Below are 20,097 nucleotides of genomic sequence, written 5' to 3'. Positions count from 1 at the left end.
TAATCTCTCACGTTTCATCAGCGCTGGATCTGGTCAGATACGCTCCTCCGATCAACAATATACTGCTGACATAAAACACGGAGACAAGTCCAACAGTTGAACCTACCAAACCAAAAAAGAGCGGTGCGATTAATTGAGATAGCCTGTTGGACGCCAACCTAAGTCCAAGGACTTCACCTGTTCTCATTTTGGGGGAAGCATTGTAAGTCGTGGTCATCGACAAGGGTTGCCCACAACCCAAACCTGCTCCCATTAATGCGCTTAACATAAAGAAAATAAACAACTGATTTGTAAATGGGACTAGGAAAAACGAGATCCCTGCTGTAAGGATGGAAGCTATTAGGATTTGGTTCCGACCAAAGCGGATAATGAGTTTAGGCAAGAAAAATCGGATAGCGACCATACTTATTCCCTGAACGGCAATTATCCATCCAATGACACTCGGTAAAATATTCAGTTGTTTGGAAAATAGAGGGAAATATGCCACAAATATATCTCGTGAATACAGAACAAGCGCACTAGAAACCAACGCTTTCCTTAAAATTGGCATTTTCAATAGACTCAGGGAACCTGCTAAGGATAGACCCACCGGCTCGTTCTTTCTAAGAATGACAGGCAAAAAATAAGACAGAGCAATCGGTATCACACCGATGAAAGTTGAAACGAGAAAAGCAAACCTATAAGAAAAATGTTCAACCAGATATCCTCCAGCGATCGGCCCTATTACGCCACCCAATGACATCGCCATACTAAACATACTGAAATATTGATCCCGGTTCATAGAATTTGCAGAATTCCCTAGGACATTCTGAAGTGATATATTGATAAAAAGCTGTGAAACACCTACGATAGCTTGAGATACGTAAAGGGACCACATGGACGGAAAACAATAGGGGAAGGCCATCCCTACTGTCATTCCTGCTGCTCCAAAAAAAATGGGAAGCCTATCGCCCACATAATCCGCGATTCTACCTGCGTAAATAGCGAAAAACAATGGAAAGAAAGCGTAGAAAGCAGTGACCATTCCTATTTCAAATGTATTTGCACCGAGTTGGGAAGCAAATAATGTGACGACAGGTCTGGTGATATTCAGCATGACTTGAAATCCGATTGTGATCATGATGACAATCCTTAATACCATAATCCCCCACCTTCAATCTATGAGAAAAAACCGAACACTTTGAGGTTGGCCAGATCCATCTTTGTTTCTAAGCCCCCAGTACAGAAGCCGGTACGTATGAGTATCCGTCCATTAGTCTTCTTGCGGTCCTACCGCAAGCCGCACGATCAATATTCCAATCTAGACCCTTGTTCTCTACGACGGTCTCGACGTACATGGAACCTGACGGATGTCCTATACGTAAACCAGAGATTGTCTGGGACACTTTCTCGTAAGCAAGAGTTCCCGGAATTTTACACGCTGTAGCTAAAGCCATAGCTCCGCTCACCGCAAATGCTTTATGCAAGGATCCCATTGTGATATAGCGAGAAATAAGATCGACTTCCCCTTGCTCAATTCGTCTATTTGTCAGGGTTACATAATCTGTTGGAGATGTCACCATGACGATCTTCGGCAAGGCATGTGTAGTAGGTTTAACATCCTCTCCTGGCTTAATGAGACCGGCGAGGATGCCGCCCTGCACTCTTATTTGCTCTAACGTATCCATCAGAGTCTTGTTTTGATTGACCTCCTGCTGTAGTTCCGTCCCCTTGGCTCCTACATCCTCAGCTCTTACAATTACAATGGTATTGGCGCAATCCACGATACTTACCTCAAAGCTCCTGCCATCTTCGATTTGAACTGTATCCTTAGCATTTCCTGTAGGTAAGGTTTTTCCTGTAAAGGTCCCGCCCGAATTCAAAAAATTCAACATGATCTTCGAGGACACGCCAGGAACGCCGTCAATGGAGAAATCTCCTTCATATTTGATTTGTCCATTAGCTACCGGTATTTCGGCAACAATGATTTTGTCTATATTGGTATTATAGATATGAACGGCTGTAACGGGTTCCGTTAAGGGGACATACCCTTCTTCAGCGGCGTAGAGACCTACTGCAGTTATTAAATTTCCACAGGTCACCTTATAATCAATGACATGATTTTCGACACTCACTTGACCGAAGGTATAATCGATATGTGCACCGGGTCGTGAAGGAGGACCTACGATTGCCAGCTTGCTCGTCAAACTTGTTCCTCCTCCTAAACCGTCGATTTGGCTGCTATCCGGACTACCGAACATTCTCAAAATCAATTTATCCCTAGTTTCCGGATTGGAAGGTAGATCGTATTTTCGTAAGATCAGACCTTTGCTAGTGCCTCCCCTCATAATGGTTGTCGGAATTTTTATCATTTGCCCGAAATCGTACATCCCATACCACTCCTCTAATCGTTCTCTCACTGAAGTCCAGATGACTCATATAATAAATGTATTAGAGTAACAGGAATAAATAAAATATTTATTTTTTATATATTTCAATAAAAAATATTTATTTCTATTTCATCAACAAAAAAAGACGATATAAAACACTGCCGTACATCAGCGCCTTATATCGTCTTCTCATTATTTCATAGGTATTGACTCTCGCCCAACTATTTTCGGCTCTTCACTGTTGATCTCATCCAGATTGCGCTTATTCGTCTTTGGACCAAAACTAAGGGCTATGGCGGATCCGATCCAAGTTGCGGCAATTAGAGAAAAGACACTCATATTTCCAAAGTTAATAATAAAATAGCTGATTATGATTGGCCCCAATACATTTGAAACTCGACCGATACCATAAGTAAAACCATAGCCTGTTGCTCTTATCTCAGTAGGATACAATTCTGAGGTATAAGCATATAGATTCGAAGAGTAAACTCTTTCCATCAAATTCACCAAAAATCCAAAGGATATTAAAAATAGAGGGTTAAAAGTCATTCCGTATAAAAGGACGCAAATTGCGATAATTATAGATGATACAGCCAAATTCCATTTCCGTTCGAAACGATCCGAAATAAAAGCGCCTACTAATGCTCCTAACGGCGCACCAACCGTGATTAATGAACTGTAAATTAATGATTTATTTAATTCGATGCCGTGCTGTACTAATAATGTTGGGACCCAAGAGGAAAATCCGTAGAAGCCGATGGTTTGGAAAACCCAAGTTAGCGTCAGAATCGACGTTCTACCCAGGTATTTCCCTTTAAATATCTCGATAAGAGATCCTGCTTTTAATTGTGTCCTCGGTCTAAGGAGAACATCAGTTATAGGAGGCAGTTCGCCTTTTTCCAGGAGAACAGTTTCCTCAATTTTTTGCATGATGGCTTCTGCTTTTTTAAAATCACCGCGCGCAAAGTGCCATCTGGGTATTTCCACTAATTTACGAAGAAAGTATATCGAGAAAAGTCCTAACGCCCCCCACGCGAAAACGTAACGCCATCCATCCGGGCCTAGAGTAACCAAATAACTTGAAACCCAAGCGGTCAAAGGAATTCCGAGCAATCCCACCGCAATGGTCATACCTTGATATTTGCCGCGGGAAGCAGAAGGGAAGAATTCGCTGACGTAAGTATTCGCGTTTATTAGCGCAGCCGATGCCCCCATACCTGTTAAAAACCTTAAAACGCCTAGTGAAACCGGATCCCAAGCAAAAGCTGTTAGTAAAGAAAGAATTGAGAAAAAGACAGTGTTTGCAATAATGGCATTTCTTCTCCCAAATCTATCGGCTACCCATCCGCCGAATGCAGAACCGAGAAACATTCCCAAAAAAGAACAAGATGTAACAAGACCAATCGTGCTAACGGACATTCCCCAATGTTTTTTTAATGCAGGTGCAACATACGAAAACGTATTCAAGTCGGCAAACTCAAAGAAATAAACAATAGCTAGCGCTGCAATAACTTTTCTATGAATACTCGTTATCGGGAGACGATCTAATCGGCTTGAAATATTGTTTCCGCTTTCATTTCGTGTGATATTCAATTTGATTCCTCCAATTGCAATCATATCATTTGCTTAATAAGCATTCAGTATTCACCCCGGGTGTACAACTTAACTTTAACATCTGTGTTGACATAAAAAAAATATATTTTTTTTATTGATTATAATAAAAATTTTAGATTGCTAAAACATTTTAACCTTCTTCATTCACGATAACCCTCTTTCCTTTCCATTTCATCGAATGTAAAGTTGGCCACACCTGAAATTGAATCCATGCCGATTGCGGCAAGCAGCAACCCGTTTGGTCATAGGATTAAAAGCCAAGCCGGCATAGCGATCAAACGTTTTGTTCATGTTTCTCCTCCCCACTTACTCGGTTACTGTGGCTTACTTGGCGATTCCTATCTTCTCGATTAGCTCTTTAATTTGTTTATCCTGTTCATCAAGAAATTGCTTAAAGCCTTTGGAGCTCTAATAATCGTTTTCGACTCCATCAGCTTTCAGCTTCTGTTTCCATCCCTCTTTTTCGCCGCCATTTTGTAATCGCTTTCAAAATAATTAAAATTAGTATTTGCAGCTAGCTCACCCTTACAAACAAATGAATACTATGCAATCCGATTGACCTAAAATTATTCATTGCGCTCCTCCTTACCTTTAAGGTACCATACATAAATGTATAAAATTAAATACTTATATTTTATTAAAAATAATAATTTATTTTTATCTCAAACAACTTCATAATATATCCATCCTCCAATCAACAACCTATTCAATTATTATAAAATCAACAAATTATAACTGATTTACAGAATCTAAATAATAGAACATAATATTAATTATTTATTGTTTTTAATAAAATAATTTTATATTATAAATAAATAATTCAGTGAAAACGAAAGAGGTACGGCATTCAATGGAAGATAAAGATTGGACCATGTTGCTAACGTTATATGAACAGCAAAATATTACAAAGACAGCCGAAATTTTATATGTTTCTCAGCCGTCATTAAGTTACCGTATTCAGCAATTAGAAAAAGAGTTTGGTGTGAAAATTATGCACAGAGGACGACGCGGCATTGAATTCACACCTGAAGGTGAGTACTTGGCCAAATATGCAGAAAGCATGCTGCTGCAATTACAACAAGTAAAAGAATTTGTCCAAAGTATGGATAATAAGATATCGGGTACGTTAAAAATTGGAACCGCCAGCAGCCTAGCGCGGTACCGGCTTCCTTTTATTTTAAATAAATTTCATTCGGAATATCCGGATGTCGAGTTTAAAGTTACGTCTAACCAAAGCTCAGAACTAACAAATTCGGTCTATAAGCAAGATGTTCATATAGGCTTTATCCGGGGAGATTACCACTGGGCGGAAGAAAAACATTTGATCATGACTGAAAATATTTGGATTGTTTCGAAGAGAGAAATTTCATTAAGTGAACTCCCTGATCTGCCAAGAATCATTTATAAAACTGACTGGTCCTTAGAGAATTTAATTGATAATTGGTGGAAGGAAACTTTTTCAAAACCATCGACAATCACGATGGAAGTTGATAATATGGAAACTTGCAAAGAGATGGTATTAAGCGGTTTCGGATATGCAATCATACCCGCAATCGTACTTAAAGATAATGAAACTATAAACCGGATCCAGTTAAGAACAAAACACGGCGAACCTATTCTGCGTGAATCCTGGATGATTTATCGCAAAGCATCCTTAGAAATTTCACTTATTAAGGCATTTGTGGAATTTGTAAAAAACATGAAATTAATGTGATCATTAAAACAAAACACCTCGTGGTCCGGTGTTTTGTTTTTTATCATATTGCCGTCCCTCTGCGGACCCGAAGATGCCCTTCAAGATGCTCTTTATCGGGTATCGGAATTGACGAAGGTTGCTAGATCGCATGAGCTTGCGTTGGGATCTTTTATGCTTCGTTCAAATAAACTGACTCGAACAAACCAAATTCCTACCGCAGGTGTGGGATGGTCATAAATACAAAGAAAAACCGCCATCCTTAGGACTCTTTTTCGGAATCCAAGAATGGCGATTTTATTCATTTCGGATGTGAATAGGTGAACGTTATCCTTTGACCGCTCCAGCCGTCATTCCCTTCATAATCTGCTCCTGGAACAGCAAGAACACGATGATGGTTGGCAGTACGGCAATGGCAAGTGCAGCCATCGTCAATTCGTAATCGGTCATATACCCCGTAGCAAAAGCGGATAAACTCAGCGGAACTGTCTTAAGCGCAGGCTTGCTGATAAAGACTAGCGCGAACGCAAAATCATTCCAAAAGCGTAAAAATCCTAAAATCGCAACTGTAGAGAGCGCTGGCATGCTAAGCGGAAGCATCATCCGAAAGAAAATGCCCCAATAGCCCGTGCCGTCGATTAACGCCGCTTCTTCAATTTCCTTCGGAATCGTGATTAAATAAGCCGCGATGACGAAGATGGCTAGTGGCAGTTCAAAGGCCGCATAAGGCAAAATGAGTGCACCGTACGTATTCAGAAGGTTAATTTTTTTCATAATAATAAAAAGAGGTACGAGTGTGCTATGGATCGGAATGAGCATTCCGAGTAGAAATAGCCCCATAAAAAATGGCTTCCATTTAAATTCGAAACGCGATAAAACAAAGGCTGCCAGTGCTCCAATGACTAGGGTCAGCACGAGGGAGGCCACCGTCACTACGGTAGAGTTCCAGAGCGAGAGACCCATACCGGATACTTTCCATGCTCGAACGATATTGTCCCATTTCCAAACCGTCGGCAGTAAAAAAGGCCGCGAATGAAATTCCTCATTGGACTTTAAAGCACTCATAAATAACCAAATCAGCGGGTAAAGCGTGACAAGTGCATACAGGGTCAAACAAACGTTGATGACACCGCGCCCCCACCCTCTTCGCCTCTTACCTCCAGCGGGAAAACCCGTCTGCATCGATACAACCTGCTCCATAGATGTCCCTCCCGAGAGAATTTATTTCCTAACGATAGTCTCGTTTCATGAGATATTGGCTGCCAACAATTAAGATCAAGCTAAGAATAATAATGGCCGTGGAAATGGCACTGCCAAAACCGAAACGATATACATTAAATGTGCTGTTGTACATATATGAAGCAAGCAGTTCCGTGGAGTGCGCCGGTCCACCGCCTGTCATGACATAGATAAGATCGAACGCCTTCAAGCTTCCGGATATGCAAAGTACGACGGCCACCTTCACGGTATCCCAAATCATAGGCAGTGTCACTGCAAACAATTTGCGCACCGGACCCACGCCATCAAGCTGAGCAGCATCATCAATCTCCGGTGAAATATTTTGCAGAGCAGCAATGAACATAATCATGTAGGGACCAATATAATTCCAGATGATCGGCACCATAAGCGCGAACATCGATACTTTCGGATCGGAGAGCCAAGATTTCTTCCAGCTATCAAGCCCGATGCCCTCTAGCAAGAAGTTGAGAATACCGATTTGCGGGTGGTAAATGTATCCCCAGATGATCCCCACAACAACCGAGGACAACACCATGGGCATGAAGACAGAGGCTCGAATAACACGCTGAAATAGCGTACTGCTCATAAGGAGAAGCGCTAATACCATAGCGATCGGTACCTGACCGAAAACGGAAGCTGCAACGATAAGCATGTTATTCTTAAAAGCTTTCCAGAAGATTGGATCTTTGAATACTTCTACGTAGTTGTCAAATCCGATAAACTTGGCTGCCCCGATTCCTTTCCAGTCGAAAAAGCCGTAGTAGGCCGACCAGAAAATCGGAACAATGACAAAAAACAGATAGAGTACTAAGGCCGGAAGCAGCCCTATGGTAATGAATCCTCTGATTCTAGCGGATACGGTCATAACTTCCCTCCTTGCTATCTTTTTTGAAAAAAGGCTCCAGCCGGGCTTTGGCTGGAGTCCTGTGGCCGTGCTTTATTTGCCGACGGCTTTAGCTTGCGCGTCTTGAATTTTTTTGGCAATGTCCTCAGGCTTGCCGCCCATAAGGAGCTCTTGAAGACCATTGTTCACGACATCAGCACTTGCGGAGCTAAGCTTGCCATCGTAAACAGGCGTTTTCTTAACCGTGTTCATCATTTTGTACACTTCTGCAAACAAGGAAGATACTTTGGTCGTATCCAAGTCTACTTTGTAGCTTACGAGCTGATTGCTTTCCAAGATAGCTTTCTGTGCTTCTGGGCCAGACAAGGTATAGATTAGTTCATAGGCTGCGGCTTTCTGAGCGCCTGTCACTTTCTTGCTCATCCCTAGACCTGTTCCCACTACGCCTGAAAGGGAGTTCGGATCACCTTTGCCGTTAGGCACGGTAGGCAGTACAGTCACAGCCATGTTAGCTAATGCTTCTTTGGACGTATTCGACGCTAAGTTCGGTAATGCCCAACCACCATCGATCATCATGGCCGCTTTACCTTGAGCGAACATTTGTTCCATTTGTGTATTATCAATGCTGTTGAAGCCTTCTTGGAACGCGCCGGCTTTACCAAGCTGCCCAAGATACGTCAAAGCTTGTACGAATTCTGGATCCGTAAATTTGGCACCATTTTGATCCACTGCTTTCAGGAACCATTCCGTACCTGTTACACGGTCTGCAAGTGAACTGAGAATGCTGGACTGTGCAACCCATGCCGCTTTGTTGCCAAGTGCGATTGGCGTAACATTATTCTTTTTGAACGTATCCACCAGCTTCATGAGATCGTCCCATGTCTTAGGCGGCTGTACATTATATTTGTTGAAGATTTCTTTGTTGTAGTAAAGAATCGAAGTCGGTGATAGCGCCATCGGTGCGCTGTAGGTTTTGCCTGAGATGGTGAAATCATCAAATGACCCTGGCATAAAACCATTCTTCCATTCCGTTTTGCTATCCAGCAGCTCATTAATCGGCTGAATCAAGTCACCACCGACAAATTCCTTCGTCATGACACCTGGCCACATCACGAATAGATCTGGCATCTCATTAGCAGCAGCTACTGTTTTTAGCCGAGGACGGTAACCATCGGGCGGAATTCCCTGTATATCTAGTTCGACATTCGGGTGATCTTTCTTGAACTTCTCCATATATTCACGCATCGTTTTGGCGCGGAGATCTTCACCTGTATAGTTGTGCCAAATCGATAATTTTACTTTTTCAGCCGGTTTGCCTGCATCCGTCGATTTGGGAGACGTGGTACCTGCGGCACCCTCTGTTGTTCCACTTGAACCACAACCGGCTAATAAAGCTAGTGACAACGTAGCCGCCAGTGTAACGATCAATGACTTTTTCATTTGTTTGGACCTCCTAAAAGTTTTCGTAGATACATAAGCTCAAGCTCTCTCTCTATGAACTTTAGTATAGAGGACATATTCAGGAGGCGGTACGGGAGAAACTTCGGCGCAGAGGGGGACATTATTCAGTCTTTATTCCCTTGTCGAAATTCAGACGGCGTTCTTCCCGTATACTTTTTGAACTGCTGCGTAAAGTATTTGATATCTTCATAACCCACTCTTCTGGCAATATCGCTGACTTTGGTCTGAGTGCCTTGGAGGATATCCACGGCGCGTTTCATTCGTTCCTGCGTGACGAATTCGATATACGTACAGCCTGTCTCCCGCTTAAATACCTCGCTAAAATGATTGGGATTCACATGCACGAATCCAGCCACCTGTTGAAGCGAAATCGGCTGATGCAGATTGTCCCGGATATAGGCAATGGACTTGTGAATATACGCATAGCGATTCTGATCCAAGCCTTGATGAAAGCGGGTCATCACAGCAGAAAGCACCTTGAAGACTTCTTCTTCGGGACGCCCTTCCCCCTCATAGGTAGGCAGTGTGCTAAGAGGAACCGTCCCCTCTTGGGAAGAACTGGCCCGTTCAAGCCATCGATGACCCGCTATGATCATCGACTGCAAATAGCCCTGCACCGTAAGCGGCGTTGCTGCAGCATCTTCCATCAGTGCCCGCACCTTCTGGTTCACCCAGTGCCTCAGCTCTGTGGCATTGCCGCTCATCAAGATCGCGGTAAGCTCCGCTTCCTCCTTCTCGGTGCAAACCGTACGACCTCCGCTGCGCTCCTTGATATCTTCCACCGTAAACAGTCCTTGTGCACTGAGCAGCCCTTGGTAAGCAAACACTTCTTTCGCCGCACGATACGATTCCCGAAGGCCTTCGTAATCATGCGTTACGGTTCCGAGCGCTGCGAAAGCCGAGCATTTGAGCGTTTCGGTAACGCGCTTAAGCGCTTTTGTCAGCCCAGCTTGATCGGTCATCCCGACTTCATGACGCACGACAAGCAGCAAATGCTCCTTTTTCATGAGCGTAACGCACGGGAGCAGCTCGAAGAGAATATTCTCTGCCGCTCCTTGCAGAAGCTCCATGGTAGGCGTCTCCCCCCATCCGGACACAGAGACCAAGAGAACTTGCATCGCAGCAGACTCACCCGACTCTGGGTGAACATCTACACCATTCTTGCGAAACCATACTTGCAGCTGCTCTCGAGCCTCCCCATCATCGTTCAAGCCTCGACTGAGCACCCGTTCCAACAACTGATTGCGCAGTGCAGCCTGTTGAAGATTATCCTGTTTGATCGACTCCCATTTATCCATAATGTTCTGCTTCGCTTTCAGCGCAGCTTTAATAATCTCTTCCGGACGACTTGTCTTCAGCAAGTAATCGGTCACACCTTCGCGCAGCGCCTGCTGGGCATAACTGAAGTCATCGTAACCCGTAAGAATAACGATCTCCGTGTCCGGCAATAACGTTTTCACCTCGCGTGCAAGCTCGATACCGTCCATACCTGACATGCGAATATCGGTCAGTAGAATATGCGGCTTCTCTTCAGGAATGCGCTCTAAAGCCTCTTCGGCAGAAGCGGCGGCCGGAAGCAGTTCTAGACCGAGCTCTTTCCAATCAATGACGGTACAAAGACCTGTTCGTATAATAACCTCATCGTCTACAATCAAGATTCTCATGTCGCTAAATCTCCCATCCAAAGAGGAATTGAAAATGAAATGCTCGTCCCAACACCAGGCGTACTCTCAACAATAAGCCCAGACTCTACGCCATAATGCAGTAATAATCTCCGGTGAACATTGATGAGACCGTAGCTGGTTACAGCTATCTTCGATTCTTTAGCGACTTCATTTAGCATACCCAGTTGGCGATTGGCCAAAGCGAGTTGTTCTTGGATCGCGCGTTGCTTCGTTTCATCCATACCTATTCCGGTATCTTCAACAACGAATTTCATTTGACGATCCCGCAGTTCTCCGTGCACATAGATGTGACCCTTCGCTTTTTTCTTCTGAATACCATGAATAAGACTGTTCTCAATCAACGGCTGTAGAAGCAGCTTCAACATCGAATTATGCACCATCGCGGGATCGATAAAAAATTCAATCTCAAACTGATCTGGAAACCGAATAGCTTGTATATAGGCATAATTCTGTGCATGAGAAATTTCCTGTTGAACAGCGCAAAATTCCTCGCCTTTATTCAAACTAAATCTTAAGAAATCACTGAGCGCACCTACCATTTCAGCAATTTGACGATCTTTATTCATCAAGGCAATCCAATGGATGGAGGAGAGTGTATTATACAGAAAGTGCGGATTGATCTGCGCCTGCAGAGCCATAATATCCGCTTCCTTTTTCATCGCTTCGTTCAGCTGTACTTGATCCTTCAGTCTACCTATCCGTTCACTCAGCTTATTATAACTGTGGACAAGCAGTCCGACTTCATCGACGCTTTTCACCTCATAGGTAGGAATCGTCTCGTCTGGATTCAGATCCTTCAGATATTTGGTCAGCTTCATCAAAGGCTTCGTTACCCATTGCAAGAAGTAGAGCACCATCCCCATAGCGAGCAGCAGGGCAATTACGATCGTAACAGCTGTCACCGTGAGCACGTAACCATTTTGCTTTTGATAGATCTCTGTAGGAATGAAGCCGACCAATTTCCAACCTAATCGGGGAATCGGATTATACAAAACCGTATGCGGCTGTTCCCCTTTTTTCACATTTAGCACACTGCTTGTATCCGCTAGCCCCCCCATTTTTGGAAAAATTTCTCCGATGGTTCGTCCTAACCAACTCGGATCGCCACCCGAAATGATCTGATCATACTGATCTAACAGGAGAACAAACCCACTGCTTTCCCAACCTGCACCTGTCAAATAACGCTCAATCTCTGCCTGATCAAGCGAAACGGTCAAAGTACCTATCGTCTTGAAAGAACTGAAATCACGTATGGGTCTGACGAGTGATATGACCTTCTTCGGTCCGTCCGATGTTTGGTTTTCATACAGTGGAGACCACCATTTGGAAGCTGGTTTGTAAACGGATTCATATTGCTGTGAGAGAGGAAATAATCCTGAATTGGTTATGGTCGTTGTAGATAGAGCAGGGTTGCCGTTTTTCGGTGTAATCGTAATGTTGGAGATGTATTTTTTGGAATATGATAAATTCCATAAGGTGCCAACAATAAGGGAATAGCTGTTGACGTCCCCTTCATCGTTATCGAGATACGTTTGAATATCCTTTTGCCCAATCAGAAAGACCGACATATTCTCAACGTCTTGAATAACAAAATCAAGCTTATCCGACATTTGCTTCAGTGTGTTCATCCCCGCCTGCTTCGCTTTATCTTCCGAAACCGATGTTGCGATGCTATAGGAGACGATCCCCATGGAAAGCAGCGGCAATACAACTGCAAATAAAATAAGCAAAGACAGTTTACGTTTCAGGGATTTAGCAAAAAAGCGTCTCATGGGTGATCCCTCCTTCGGTCTTGCAATGATCTTTTTTACATCGTACCATGAGCAATGCCAGAAAATCATACTTTTTTTTAGATCAACAAACTTTTTGTTTGATATTCAAACGGTTTGTGTTACTATTTTGCTCAGAATAACCTTACAAAGGGGGATGACAGGCATGGAATCCATTCAAGATGAATTCGGGTTTTTGACCGAACTTGTGACAGGACTTGCCGTCCAATTCGGAGATAACTGTGAAGTCGTGCTGCATGACTTGACAGGTCCTTACGACAGCTCCATCGTCGCGATTGCGAATGGTCACATCACAGGACGTAAAGTCGGGGATCCCGGGACGAATCTGGGTCTGGAGCTGCTGCGGGGTAATCATGTAAACGGCAACAAGTTTAACTACTTAACACAAACCAAAGATGGTCGCATTCTGCGCTCCAGTTCGATGTATATGAAAAATAAAGCAGGCACGATCATAGGCTCGCTTTGCATTAACTACGATATCACCGAGCTGATGATCGCAGAGAAAACGCTGCAGACGCTTATACGTCCTGGGGAACAAACAGACGTAAAGGAATCGTTCGTTACGAGTGTAAGCGATCTGCTCGATGCCCTTATTCAAGAAGCACAAGAGCAAGTAGGCAAACCTGTAGCGGTCATGAACAAGGAAGATAAAATGCGCATGATTCAACTTCTGGATGCCAAGGGTGCTTTTCTGATTAAAAAAGGCGGCGAGAAGATTTGCACGTATTTGAATATTTCAAAGTATACCCTATATAGCCACTTAGAAGAAGGCAAAAGTGCCGTGAAAGAGAGTGTGGAGGGATGATGAAAACTTTGGAGAATTTGGAGACATCGGAAACATTGGAAACATTGGAGACACCTTGCCTGCTTATTGACACTGAACGCATGGATCGTAATATACAAGCAATGGCTAACGTTGTTAGCCAACATCATGTGAAGCTGCGTCCGCATGCGAAGACGCATAAGCTCCCTTCCGTCGCACTCCAACAAATTGCGGCTGGCGCTGTCGGTATCACGGTAGCGAAAGTCTCTGAAGCAGAGGTTATGGCGGCGGGTGGCGTTACCAATATTTTCATCGCATACCCTCTTGTAACCGCAAGCAAGATTGAAAGAGCGATTCGCTTAAGCGAGCAGATCGAGCTAATCGTCGGCGTCGATAGCTTGGCAGGCGCTCAGCAATTAGAGCAGTGCGCTAGCCGGCTTGGCCACTCGCTGCAAGTCCGGCTGGAAATCGATACCGGCTTTCGCAGAACCGGTGTACTTTACGAGCAGGCCTCCGCGCTCGCCGCGGAGATCGCCCTTATGCCGCATTTGCGGCTGACCGGCATCTATACGTTTCGCGGCTCCCTGCTAGCAGGGAAGCCTACCCTCGACGTGGCTGCAGCCGGTCAAGAAGAAGGCACACTGATGGTGCAGTTGGCCGAGCGTCTTAGAGCGCAGGGCATCGCTATCACGGACGTTAGCGTCGGATCCACACCGACCGCCGCTTCCGCCGCTGCGGTAGAAGGCGTAACGGAGGTCCGACCAGGCACCTATGTTTACTACGATCGGATGCAGGCCCGCTTAGGCCTCTGCGGCATCGAAGACTGCGCAGGCAGCGTGTTGGTCACGGTCGTTAGCCGCCCGGCGGCGGATCTCGCGATCATCGATGGCGGCAGCAAAACCTTCGCTACCGATGTGCAGCCGGATACAGACCCGCTTCAGCTGCGGGGCTTCGGGCACATCATGAACCTTGAGGATGCGCTTCTCGTTCGCTTATCAGAAGAGCATGGTATGCTTGATCTTGGGCCACTCGCCCAAGCAGCCAACATACAGGTAGGCGACAAGCTGCGTATTATCCCTAATCACATTTGCAGCACCGTCAATCTGCATAATCAGGTCATTATGCAGCGCGGTGATACATATGAGCGCCTTCCGGTGCTTGCACGAGGTATGTTGGAGTAAGCAATCTGGCAGCATTACTGCAGATTTAACTATCATTTAACTTGGAGGTCACACTATGTCCCAAATTGAACAACGTTTACAAGAGCTAGGTATCACGCTTCCCTCATCCCCAGAACCGCGTTTCACCTATATTCCTTGTAATCAAACTGGGAATCTCATATATTTATCCGGTCAGGATTGCCGCGTTAACGGTGAACTTATGTACGAAGGAAAAGTTGGCCGCGAAGTCACCATCGAGCAAGGACAAGAGGCAGCCCGTCAAACCATTATCAATTGCTTGGCTGTGATGAAGGGCTATCTTGGAGATTTGGATCGTGTTGTCAAAATCGTGAAAATGCTCGGTTTCGTCAACAGCGCCCCGGGCTTTAGCGATCAGCCCTATGTCATCAACGGCGCTTCTGACTTGTTAGTGGCTGTGTTCGGTGAGCAGGGTAAACATGCTCGCTCAGCGATTGGTACGAGCGATCTGCCTTTTCACACGCCGGTGGAAATTGAGCTTATCGTGGAAGTGCGAGATTAGGCACTACATAATGAAGGACCTGAGGCGCTGCCTCAGGTCCTTCTTTTGGTGCTCAAAGCTAATGATGATTGTATGCGGGGCTCGTACCGAACCAACCCGGCACTCACCCCCGCGAAGGCACCATTACCGCCAGTTTGCTCGCGCTCGCGGAACGTAGATGCCTTATTCTTGAACAAAACCGCTTATTTCACGGTTTCGCGGAACGACGATCCGTTATTTCCCGTTTTCAAGGCGAAAAACCCGCTAAACGGCCAAATAGAGCACTCACGTTCCGTTAGAACCGAGTTGCAACGTACTTTGACCAAAATAGCGGATCGTCATTCCTCTTATGCAGCCTTAAATCCTAAACCTACCGAAAAACTCCCCGAATTTCGGACTCATATTCTTCAAATTAGGACCGTGCCGGCGTTGCCGGATTTTTTGCTATCATATTTATCAAACGCGGAATCTTCCGATTAAGGTTTGCAAATCAGCAGCCATGCTGTTCAGCACGGTCGCCGAGGAGACGATCTCCTCCATGCTCGCGTACTGACCCTCGATGTTGGAAGATACATTTCTTGCTCCCGCAGCGGTCTGTCCAGCAACCTCGTCGATTGCTCGAATGACATCCACGGCTGCGCGTGTTTTCTCGGAAATAGCGGCCGAACTTCCCGCCACTTCCTCGATCTGCCTCGCAACTTCGTCCATCGCGTCGCGAATCCGTTTGAAGGTATCCCGCGCTACGCCGACCACCTCAAGCCCCGTCTGCACCTCGCGGCTCCCGGCTTCGGTGGAACTGACAACCTCTCTTGTTTCATCCTGTATACTGGAAACAAGATGAGCGACTTCTTCCGCAGCTGCACCCGTCTGCATGGATAGCTTGCGGACCTCGTCGGCGACGACCGCAAACCCTTTACCAGCGGCTCCGGCGCGTGCTGCTTCGATAGAGGCATTGAGCGCGAGCATGTTCGTCTGCCGCGCAATCCCTGCAATCATTGCGTTCGCATTGACGATTTGTTCAGAGCGATGACCAAGCCGCTGTACCGATTCAGAAAGCTCCATCATCTTCTGATAGATCGCATTCATCTGCGATATCGCTGTCTCGACAGCCGCATTACCCTCCCCAGCCTCTTGCTGCGCGAGGAATGACTGATGGTTAGCCGTTTGCGTGACGCTTGCTATTTGAATAACGGCTGCTGACATTTCCTCCATGATGGAGACTCCCATGTGTACACTGCGCACTTGCGCATCCGTCCCCATCGAAATGTCCTGGACTGTATATGTTATGCGTTCCGAAGATTCGCTAACTTGTTCAGAATTGCTGCTAAGTGCTTCCGATGCAGCAGCGACGTGCTGGGCACTGCTCCCTACTTGACTAATTAAGCTATGCAAATTGGCTTTCATTTGATTAAAAGCAGTTGCCAAATGACGTAATTCATCCCTATTCCTCACGTTAATGTCATTAACCGTTAAATCGCATGCTGCGATTCGTTCAGCTGTTTGTACCATAGAACGTATAGGATTAACAATCATACGTGACAGCAAGAGGCCGATAGCCAAGGCGAAGAGAAAGGCTGCTACACTGACCCAGATCAACGTGTGAACGGTCGATACAACCACATCATGATTGCGGGCGGAATCTTCCTCCTGGACTTTCCTTTCCAGCTCCTCAATCTTCGCGGCAGCCTGCGTCAATGTTTCCGTTGTCGGAATAGCCCATTGCATCGCTTCCGCTTTGGCTAGAGCCACATTCCCTTTGTCGGCGTATTCCGTCACTTTCTTCACTAAGCGAGCAAACGTCATGTTCGAATCTGCCATGGATTGGATAGCACTCTGCTCATCCTCATTCTTCGAAACCTCTCCCATCTTTGTAATGATCGAAGAAAGTGCTCCATTCATTTCTGTCAAAAGCTTTTCTTTGTCCTTCGTAGGGTCTAAAACGTATCCGAACAGCATACTGTTCTGTATTTGCGTTTTCTCTTTGATCTCAGAAACATTACGTAGAATAGTGACATTATCATTCAAAAGCTTGGAATAGGAGCTATCCACTTTATTCAAGTATGTATATGACATGCCGCTGGTTACTGCAACGAGTAAAGATACAATAACAAATGCACCTACAATTTTGCTTCTCAAAGAAACGGAGAATATTCGCTTTCTCCAGCTAGCCGAATTATGATTTGCCATGACTATGCCCTCCTGATACGTCAGTAATCGCTTTCATCTCATACAGGATAACAGGCTGTCGTTAGATCGCGACAGCCTGTTTCACATTATCATTATTTGGAATTCATGTATTTACGCATATCGAAGGCAACAGCCGCGACGATAATGATACCTTTAATAATCAACTGCCAGTAAGGGCTAATCCCGATAAACGTCAAACCATAGTTGATAACACTGAAAATTAATACCCCTGCAAGAACACCTGGTACAGTCCCGATACCACCGGAAGTGGATACGCCGCCGACCACACAAGCTGCGATCGCATCAAGCTCGTACATATTCCCGTAGTTATTCGTTGCGCCACCCGTTCTTGCTGCTTCCAGTACGCCTGCCAGACCATACAAAGCCCCAGCAATTGCGTAGATGTAGATGAGATAACGGTTTACGTTAATACCCGAAACGACTGCTGCGTGAATGTTGCCGCCGATGGCGTACATATATTTCCCCAGCTTCGTTTTGTTGAACACAATCCACACAATGATAGCTACGACAATGGCAATTATAACAATGTAAGGAATGGAATACGTAGAACCGGTTCCGATCGCGCCTGTCCCCAGCTGACTGAAATCCGGTCTCAACCCGCCAATCGGCTGTGACTGATTCGGTTTCATATCAAAGTATAAGGAGTTAGCTCCGTATACAGCGACCATCGTACCCAAAGTTGCGATGAACGGTGGAACCTTGAATCTTGCAACAATGATCCCATTGATCAGACCTATCAATAGACCGGCTGCAACCGCAAGAAGGATCGGTACGATCAATGGCAGCTCCGGCAAATTCGGGAAAAATCTTCGACCATACTCCTGTGTTTGCAGCATGGAAGCGGAGATAACGGCGGTCAAGCCGACGATACGTCCTGTCGAAAGGTCCGTTCCCCCTGTGATCAAGATGAATGCGGCACCCAAGGCGATAATGACGCGCGTGGATGACTGCAGTAAAATATCACGAAGGATATTTACGGATAAAAAGCGTGGATCATATATCGCGATACCGATAACTAAGACGACTAGCACGATGTAGATTGCGTATTTGGTCACGAACCCGCTAATGTCTCTGGATTTCATTGTTTCTGTCTTCGTACTCATGGTTCTTGGCCCCCTCCATTATGCCATATGCTGTGCAGCAAGGCGCATGATCTCTTCTTCAGTTGCTTTATTTCCTTCAACAATGCCTGTAAGGCGTCCTTCACACATGACCATGATTCGGTCTGACATCCCTAACAGTTCGGGCATTTCAGAAGAGATCATGATAATACTTTTCCCCTGCTTCGCAAGGTCAGCGATGATGGAGTAAATTTCGAATTTAGCACCTACGTCAATTCCCCGTGTCGGTTCATCAAGCAGGAGCACGTCCGGTTCTGTGAGCAGCCATCTGGCAAGCAGTACCTTTTGTTGGTTACCGCCTGACAAGTTCTTGATTAGCGCGTGCATATTAGGCGTCTTCACCCGAAGCATTTCGATACTTCGTTCGACTTCTACTTTACGTTTAGCTTCGTTAATGAAGCCTAGTGGATTCATATATCTGCCCAAATTCGCAATCACGGTGTTCTCAAGAACCGATAAGACAGGGAAAATACCCGTTACACGACGCTCTTCCGTGAGCAATGCGATTTTCTGCTTAATAGCATCAATCGGCGACCCCAGCTTCACTTGCTTGCCATGCATCGAAATGCTGCCAGAAGCAATACCTCTCATCCCGAACAAAGCTTCAATCAGCTCCGTCCGCTGAGCACCGACAAGACCGCCGACTCCAAGAATTTCTCCCTTACGAAGATCAAAGGATACATTCTTAAATGATCTTGGAATGACAGAAGTCAGTCCTTCGACTTTCATTAATACACCGTTCGGCACATTGCTGCGCTCAGGAAAACGCTCCTTCAGATCTCGTCCGACCATCTTCGAAATAATCATGTCGGTCGTTAACTCCGACGATGCCCACGTACCAATCTTGGTACCGTCGCGCATAATCGTCACTTCATCTGAAATCTCGAGAATTTCTTCCATTTTATGTGAAATATAGATGATCGAAACGCCACGACTTCTCAGGTCGCGAATGATGCGAAACAGCTGCTCAACTTCGTTACCCGTTAGGGAAGAAGTCGGCTCATCCATAACAATGACTTTCGAATTGAATGATACAGCCTTGGCAATTTCAATGGATTGTACTTTAGAAACAGATAACGTTCCTACCAGTGTATCCGGCTTAATATCCATCTGAAGCTGTTGGAACAGGTTCTCTGTGTCTTTGCGCATCTTCTTGTGATCCACTAATTTCAAAGGTCCGATCCCTTTAAGCGGGAAACGACCCAACCAAATGTTCTCCATCACGTTACGATGAGGAACCGGGTGTAACTCTTGATGGATCATGGATATGCCACTAGATAAAGCGTCCTTTGAATTTTGAATCGAAACGACTTCGCCATTCAATTTGATTTCTCCACCGTCCGGCTTATAAATACCGAACAAGCATTTCATCAGCGTCGATTTGCCCGCACCGTTCTCTCCCATAAGCGCATGTACGCTTCCTGGGCGAACTTTGAGGGTAACGTTATCCAGCGCTTTGACGCCGGGGAATTCTTTGGAGATTTGATTCATTTCTAATAAATAGTCATGTCCAGTCATGGTAACTCCCCCTACAGCTCACGATAATCCCCACAAAGTGAAGCCTTTCTTCGAAGCCTATTTCTCTTTCTCTTTAGCTTTGCATGGGTTCCCAAATAAGGAAGGCAAGAGC

The 20,097-nt window shown here is 45.4% G+C and carries 15 protein-coding genes; 4 read left to right on the top strand and 11 right to left on the bottom strand.

Annotation, left to right across the window (positions count from 1 at the left end):
- Positions 1-7: 7 nt before the first annotated feature.
- The 3 genes from NYR53_RS04500 to NYR53_RS04490 form a co-directional block, all read right to left on the bottom strand.
- Positions 8-1,141: an MFS transporter gene (locus tag NYR53_RS04500; protein WP_261304100.1), complete on the bottom strand. Its 1,134-nt coding sequence runs from the start codon at positions 1,139-1,141 to the stop codon at positions 8-10.
- A 67-nt stretch (positions 1,142-1,208) separates the two neighbouring features.
- Positions 1,209-2,369: a 2-methylaconitate cis-trans isomerase PrpF family protein gene (locus NYR53_RS04495; protein ID WP_261304099.1), complete on the bottom strand. Its 1,161-nt coding sequence runs from the start codon at positions 2,367-2,369 to the stop codon at positions 1,209-1,211.
- Positions 2,370-2,561: 192 nt separating this feature from the next.
- Entirely contained in the window at positions 2,562-3,962 is a 1,401-nt protein-coding gene (locus NYR53_RS04490; RefSeq protein ID WP_261304098.1) for an MFS transporter, read from the bottom strand.
- Positions 3,963-4,833: 871 nt separating this feature from the next.
- Between NYR53_RS04490 and NYR53_RS04485 the strand changes: the two genes are divergently transcribed.
- Positions 4,834-5,697 (top strand): LysR family transcriptional regulator, encoded by an 864-nt coding sequence (locus NYR53_RS04485; RefSeq protein WP_261304097.1) that lies wholly within the window; start codon positions 4,834-4,836, stop codon positions 5,695-5,697.
- Between the two features lie 306 nt (positions 5,698-6,003).
- Here NYR53_RS04485 and NYR53_RS04480 read toward each other — a convergent pair whose 3' ends face one another.
- From NYR53_RS04480 to NYR53_RS04460, 5 genes are all read right to left on the bottom strand, one after another.
- Complete coding sequence (locus tag NYR53_RS04480) at positions 6,004-6,876, bottom strand: carbohydrate ABC transporter permease (RefSeq protein ID WP_261304096.1); 873 nt, start codon at positions 6,874-6,876, stop codon at positions 6,004-6,006.
- Between the two features lie 28 nt (positions 6,877-6,904).
- A complete protein-coding gene (locus tag NYR53_RS04475) occupies positions 6,905-7,780 on the bottom strand; it encodes a carbohydrate ABC transporter permease (RefSeq protein WP_173190913.1) in 876 nt (291 codons plus the stop codon).
- A gap of 72 nt (positions 7,781-7,852) precedes the next feature.
- Positions 7,853-9,199 carry an extracellular solute-binding protein gene (locus NYR53_RS04470; RefSeq protein WP_261304095.1) on the bottom strand — a complete coding sequence of 449 codons (1,347 nt, stop codon included), beginning with the start codon at positions 9,197-9,199 and terminating at the stop codon, positions 7,853-7,855.
- Between the two features lie 125 nt (positions 9,200-9,324).
- Positions 9,325-10,884 carry a response regulator gene (locus NYR53_RS04465; RefSeq protein ID WP_261304094.1) on the bottom strand — a complete coding sequence of 520 codons (1,560 nt, stop codon included), beginning with the start codon at positions 10,882-10,884 and terminating at the stop codon, positions 9,325-9,327.
- Entirely contained in the window at positions 10,881-12,677 is a 1,797-nt protein-coding gene (locus tag NYR53_RS04460) for a sensor histidine kinase (RefSeq protein ID WP_261304093.1), read from the bottom strand. The genes NYR53_RS04465 and NYR53_RS04460 overlap by 4 nt, the downstream gene beginning before the upstream one ends.
- A gap of 163 nt (positions 12,678-12,840) precedes the next feature.
- Between NYR53_RS04460 and NYR53_RS04455 the strand changes: the two genes are divergently transcribed.
- The 3 genes from NYR53_RS04455 to NYR53_RS04445 are packed head-to-tail and all read left to right on the top strand — an operon-like array spanning position 12,841 to position 15,159.
- On the top strand, positions 12,841-13,500 hold the full coding sequence (locus NYR53_RS04455; protein ID WP_261304092.1) for a helix-turn-helix transcriptional regulator: 660 nt from the start codon (positions 12,841-12,843) through the stop codon (positions 13,498-13,500).
- Complete coding sequence (locus NYR53_RS04450) at positions 13,497-14,639, top strand: alanine racemase (protein WP_261304091.1); 1,143 nt, start codon at positions 13,497-13,499, stop codon at positions 14,637-14,639. The genes NYR53_RS04455 and NYR53_RS04450 overlap by 4 nt, the downstream gene beginning before the upstream one ends.
- A gap of 55 nt (positions 14,640-14,694) precedes the next feature.
- Positions 14,695-15,159 (top strand): RidA family protein, encoded by a 465-nt coding sequence (locus NYR53_RS04445; protein WP_261304090.1) that lies wholly within the window; start codon positions 14,695-14,697, stop codon positions 15,157-15,159.
- 435 nt (positions 15,160-15,594) lie between these two features.
- On the opposite strand, the gene NYR53_RS04440 is transcribed toward NYR53_RS04445, so the two are convergent.
- The 3 genes from NYR53_RS04440 to NYR53_RS04430 form a co-directional block, all read right to left on the bottom strand.
- Positions 15,595-17,325 (bottom strand): methyl-accepting chemotaxis protein, encoded by a 1,731-nt coding sequence (locus NYR53_RS04440; protein ID WP_261304089.1) that lies wholly within the window; start codon positions 17,323-17,325, stop codon positions 15,595-15,597.
- Positions 17,326-17,417: 92 nt separating this feature from the next.
- On the bottom strand, positions 17,418-18,449 hold the full coding sequence (gene mglC, locus NYR53_RS04435; protein WP_261304088.1) for a galactose/methyl galactoside ABC transporter permease MglC: 1,032 nt from the start codon (positions 18,447-18,449) through the stop codon (positions 17,418-17,420).
- A gap of 18 nt (positions 18,450-18,467) precedes the next feature.
- Positions 18,468-19,985 carry a sugar ABC transporter ATP-binding protein gene (locus NYR53_RS04430; RefSeq protein ID WP_261304087.1) on the bottom strand — a complete coding sequence of 506 codons (1,518 nt, stop codon included), beginning with the start codon at positions 19,983-19,985 and terminating at the stop codon, positions 18,468-18,470.
- Between the last annotated feature and the right edge of the window lie 112 nt (positions 19,986-20,097).

It is taken from the genome of Paenibacillus andongensis (genome assembly GCF_025369935.1).
GTDB classification, from domain to species: Bacteria; Bacillota; Bacilli; order Paenibacillales; family NBRC-103111; genus Paenibacillus_E; species Paenibacillus_E andongensis.
Note: the sequence above shows the minus strand (reverse complement) of the source record. Positions and strands in the feature narration are given on the sequence as shown.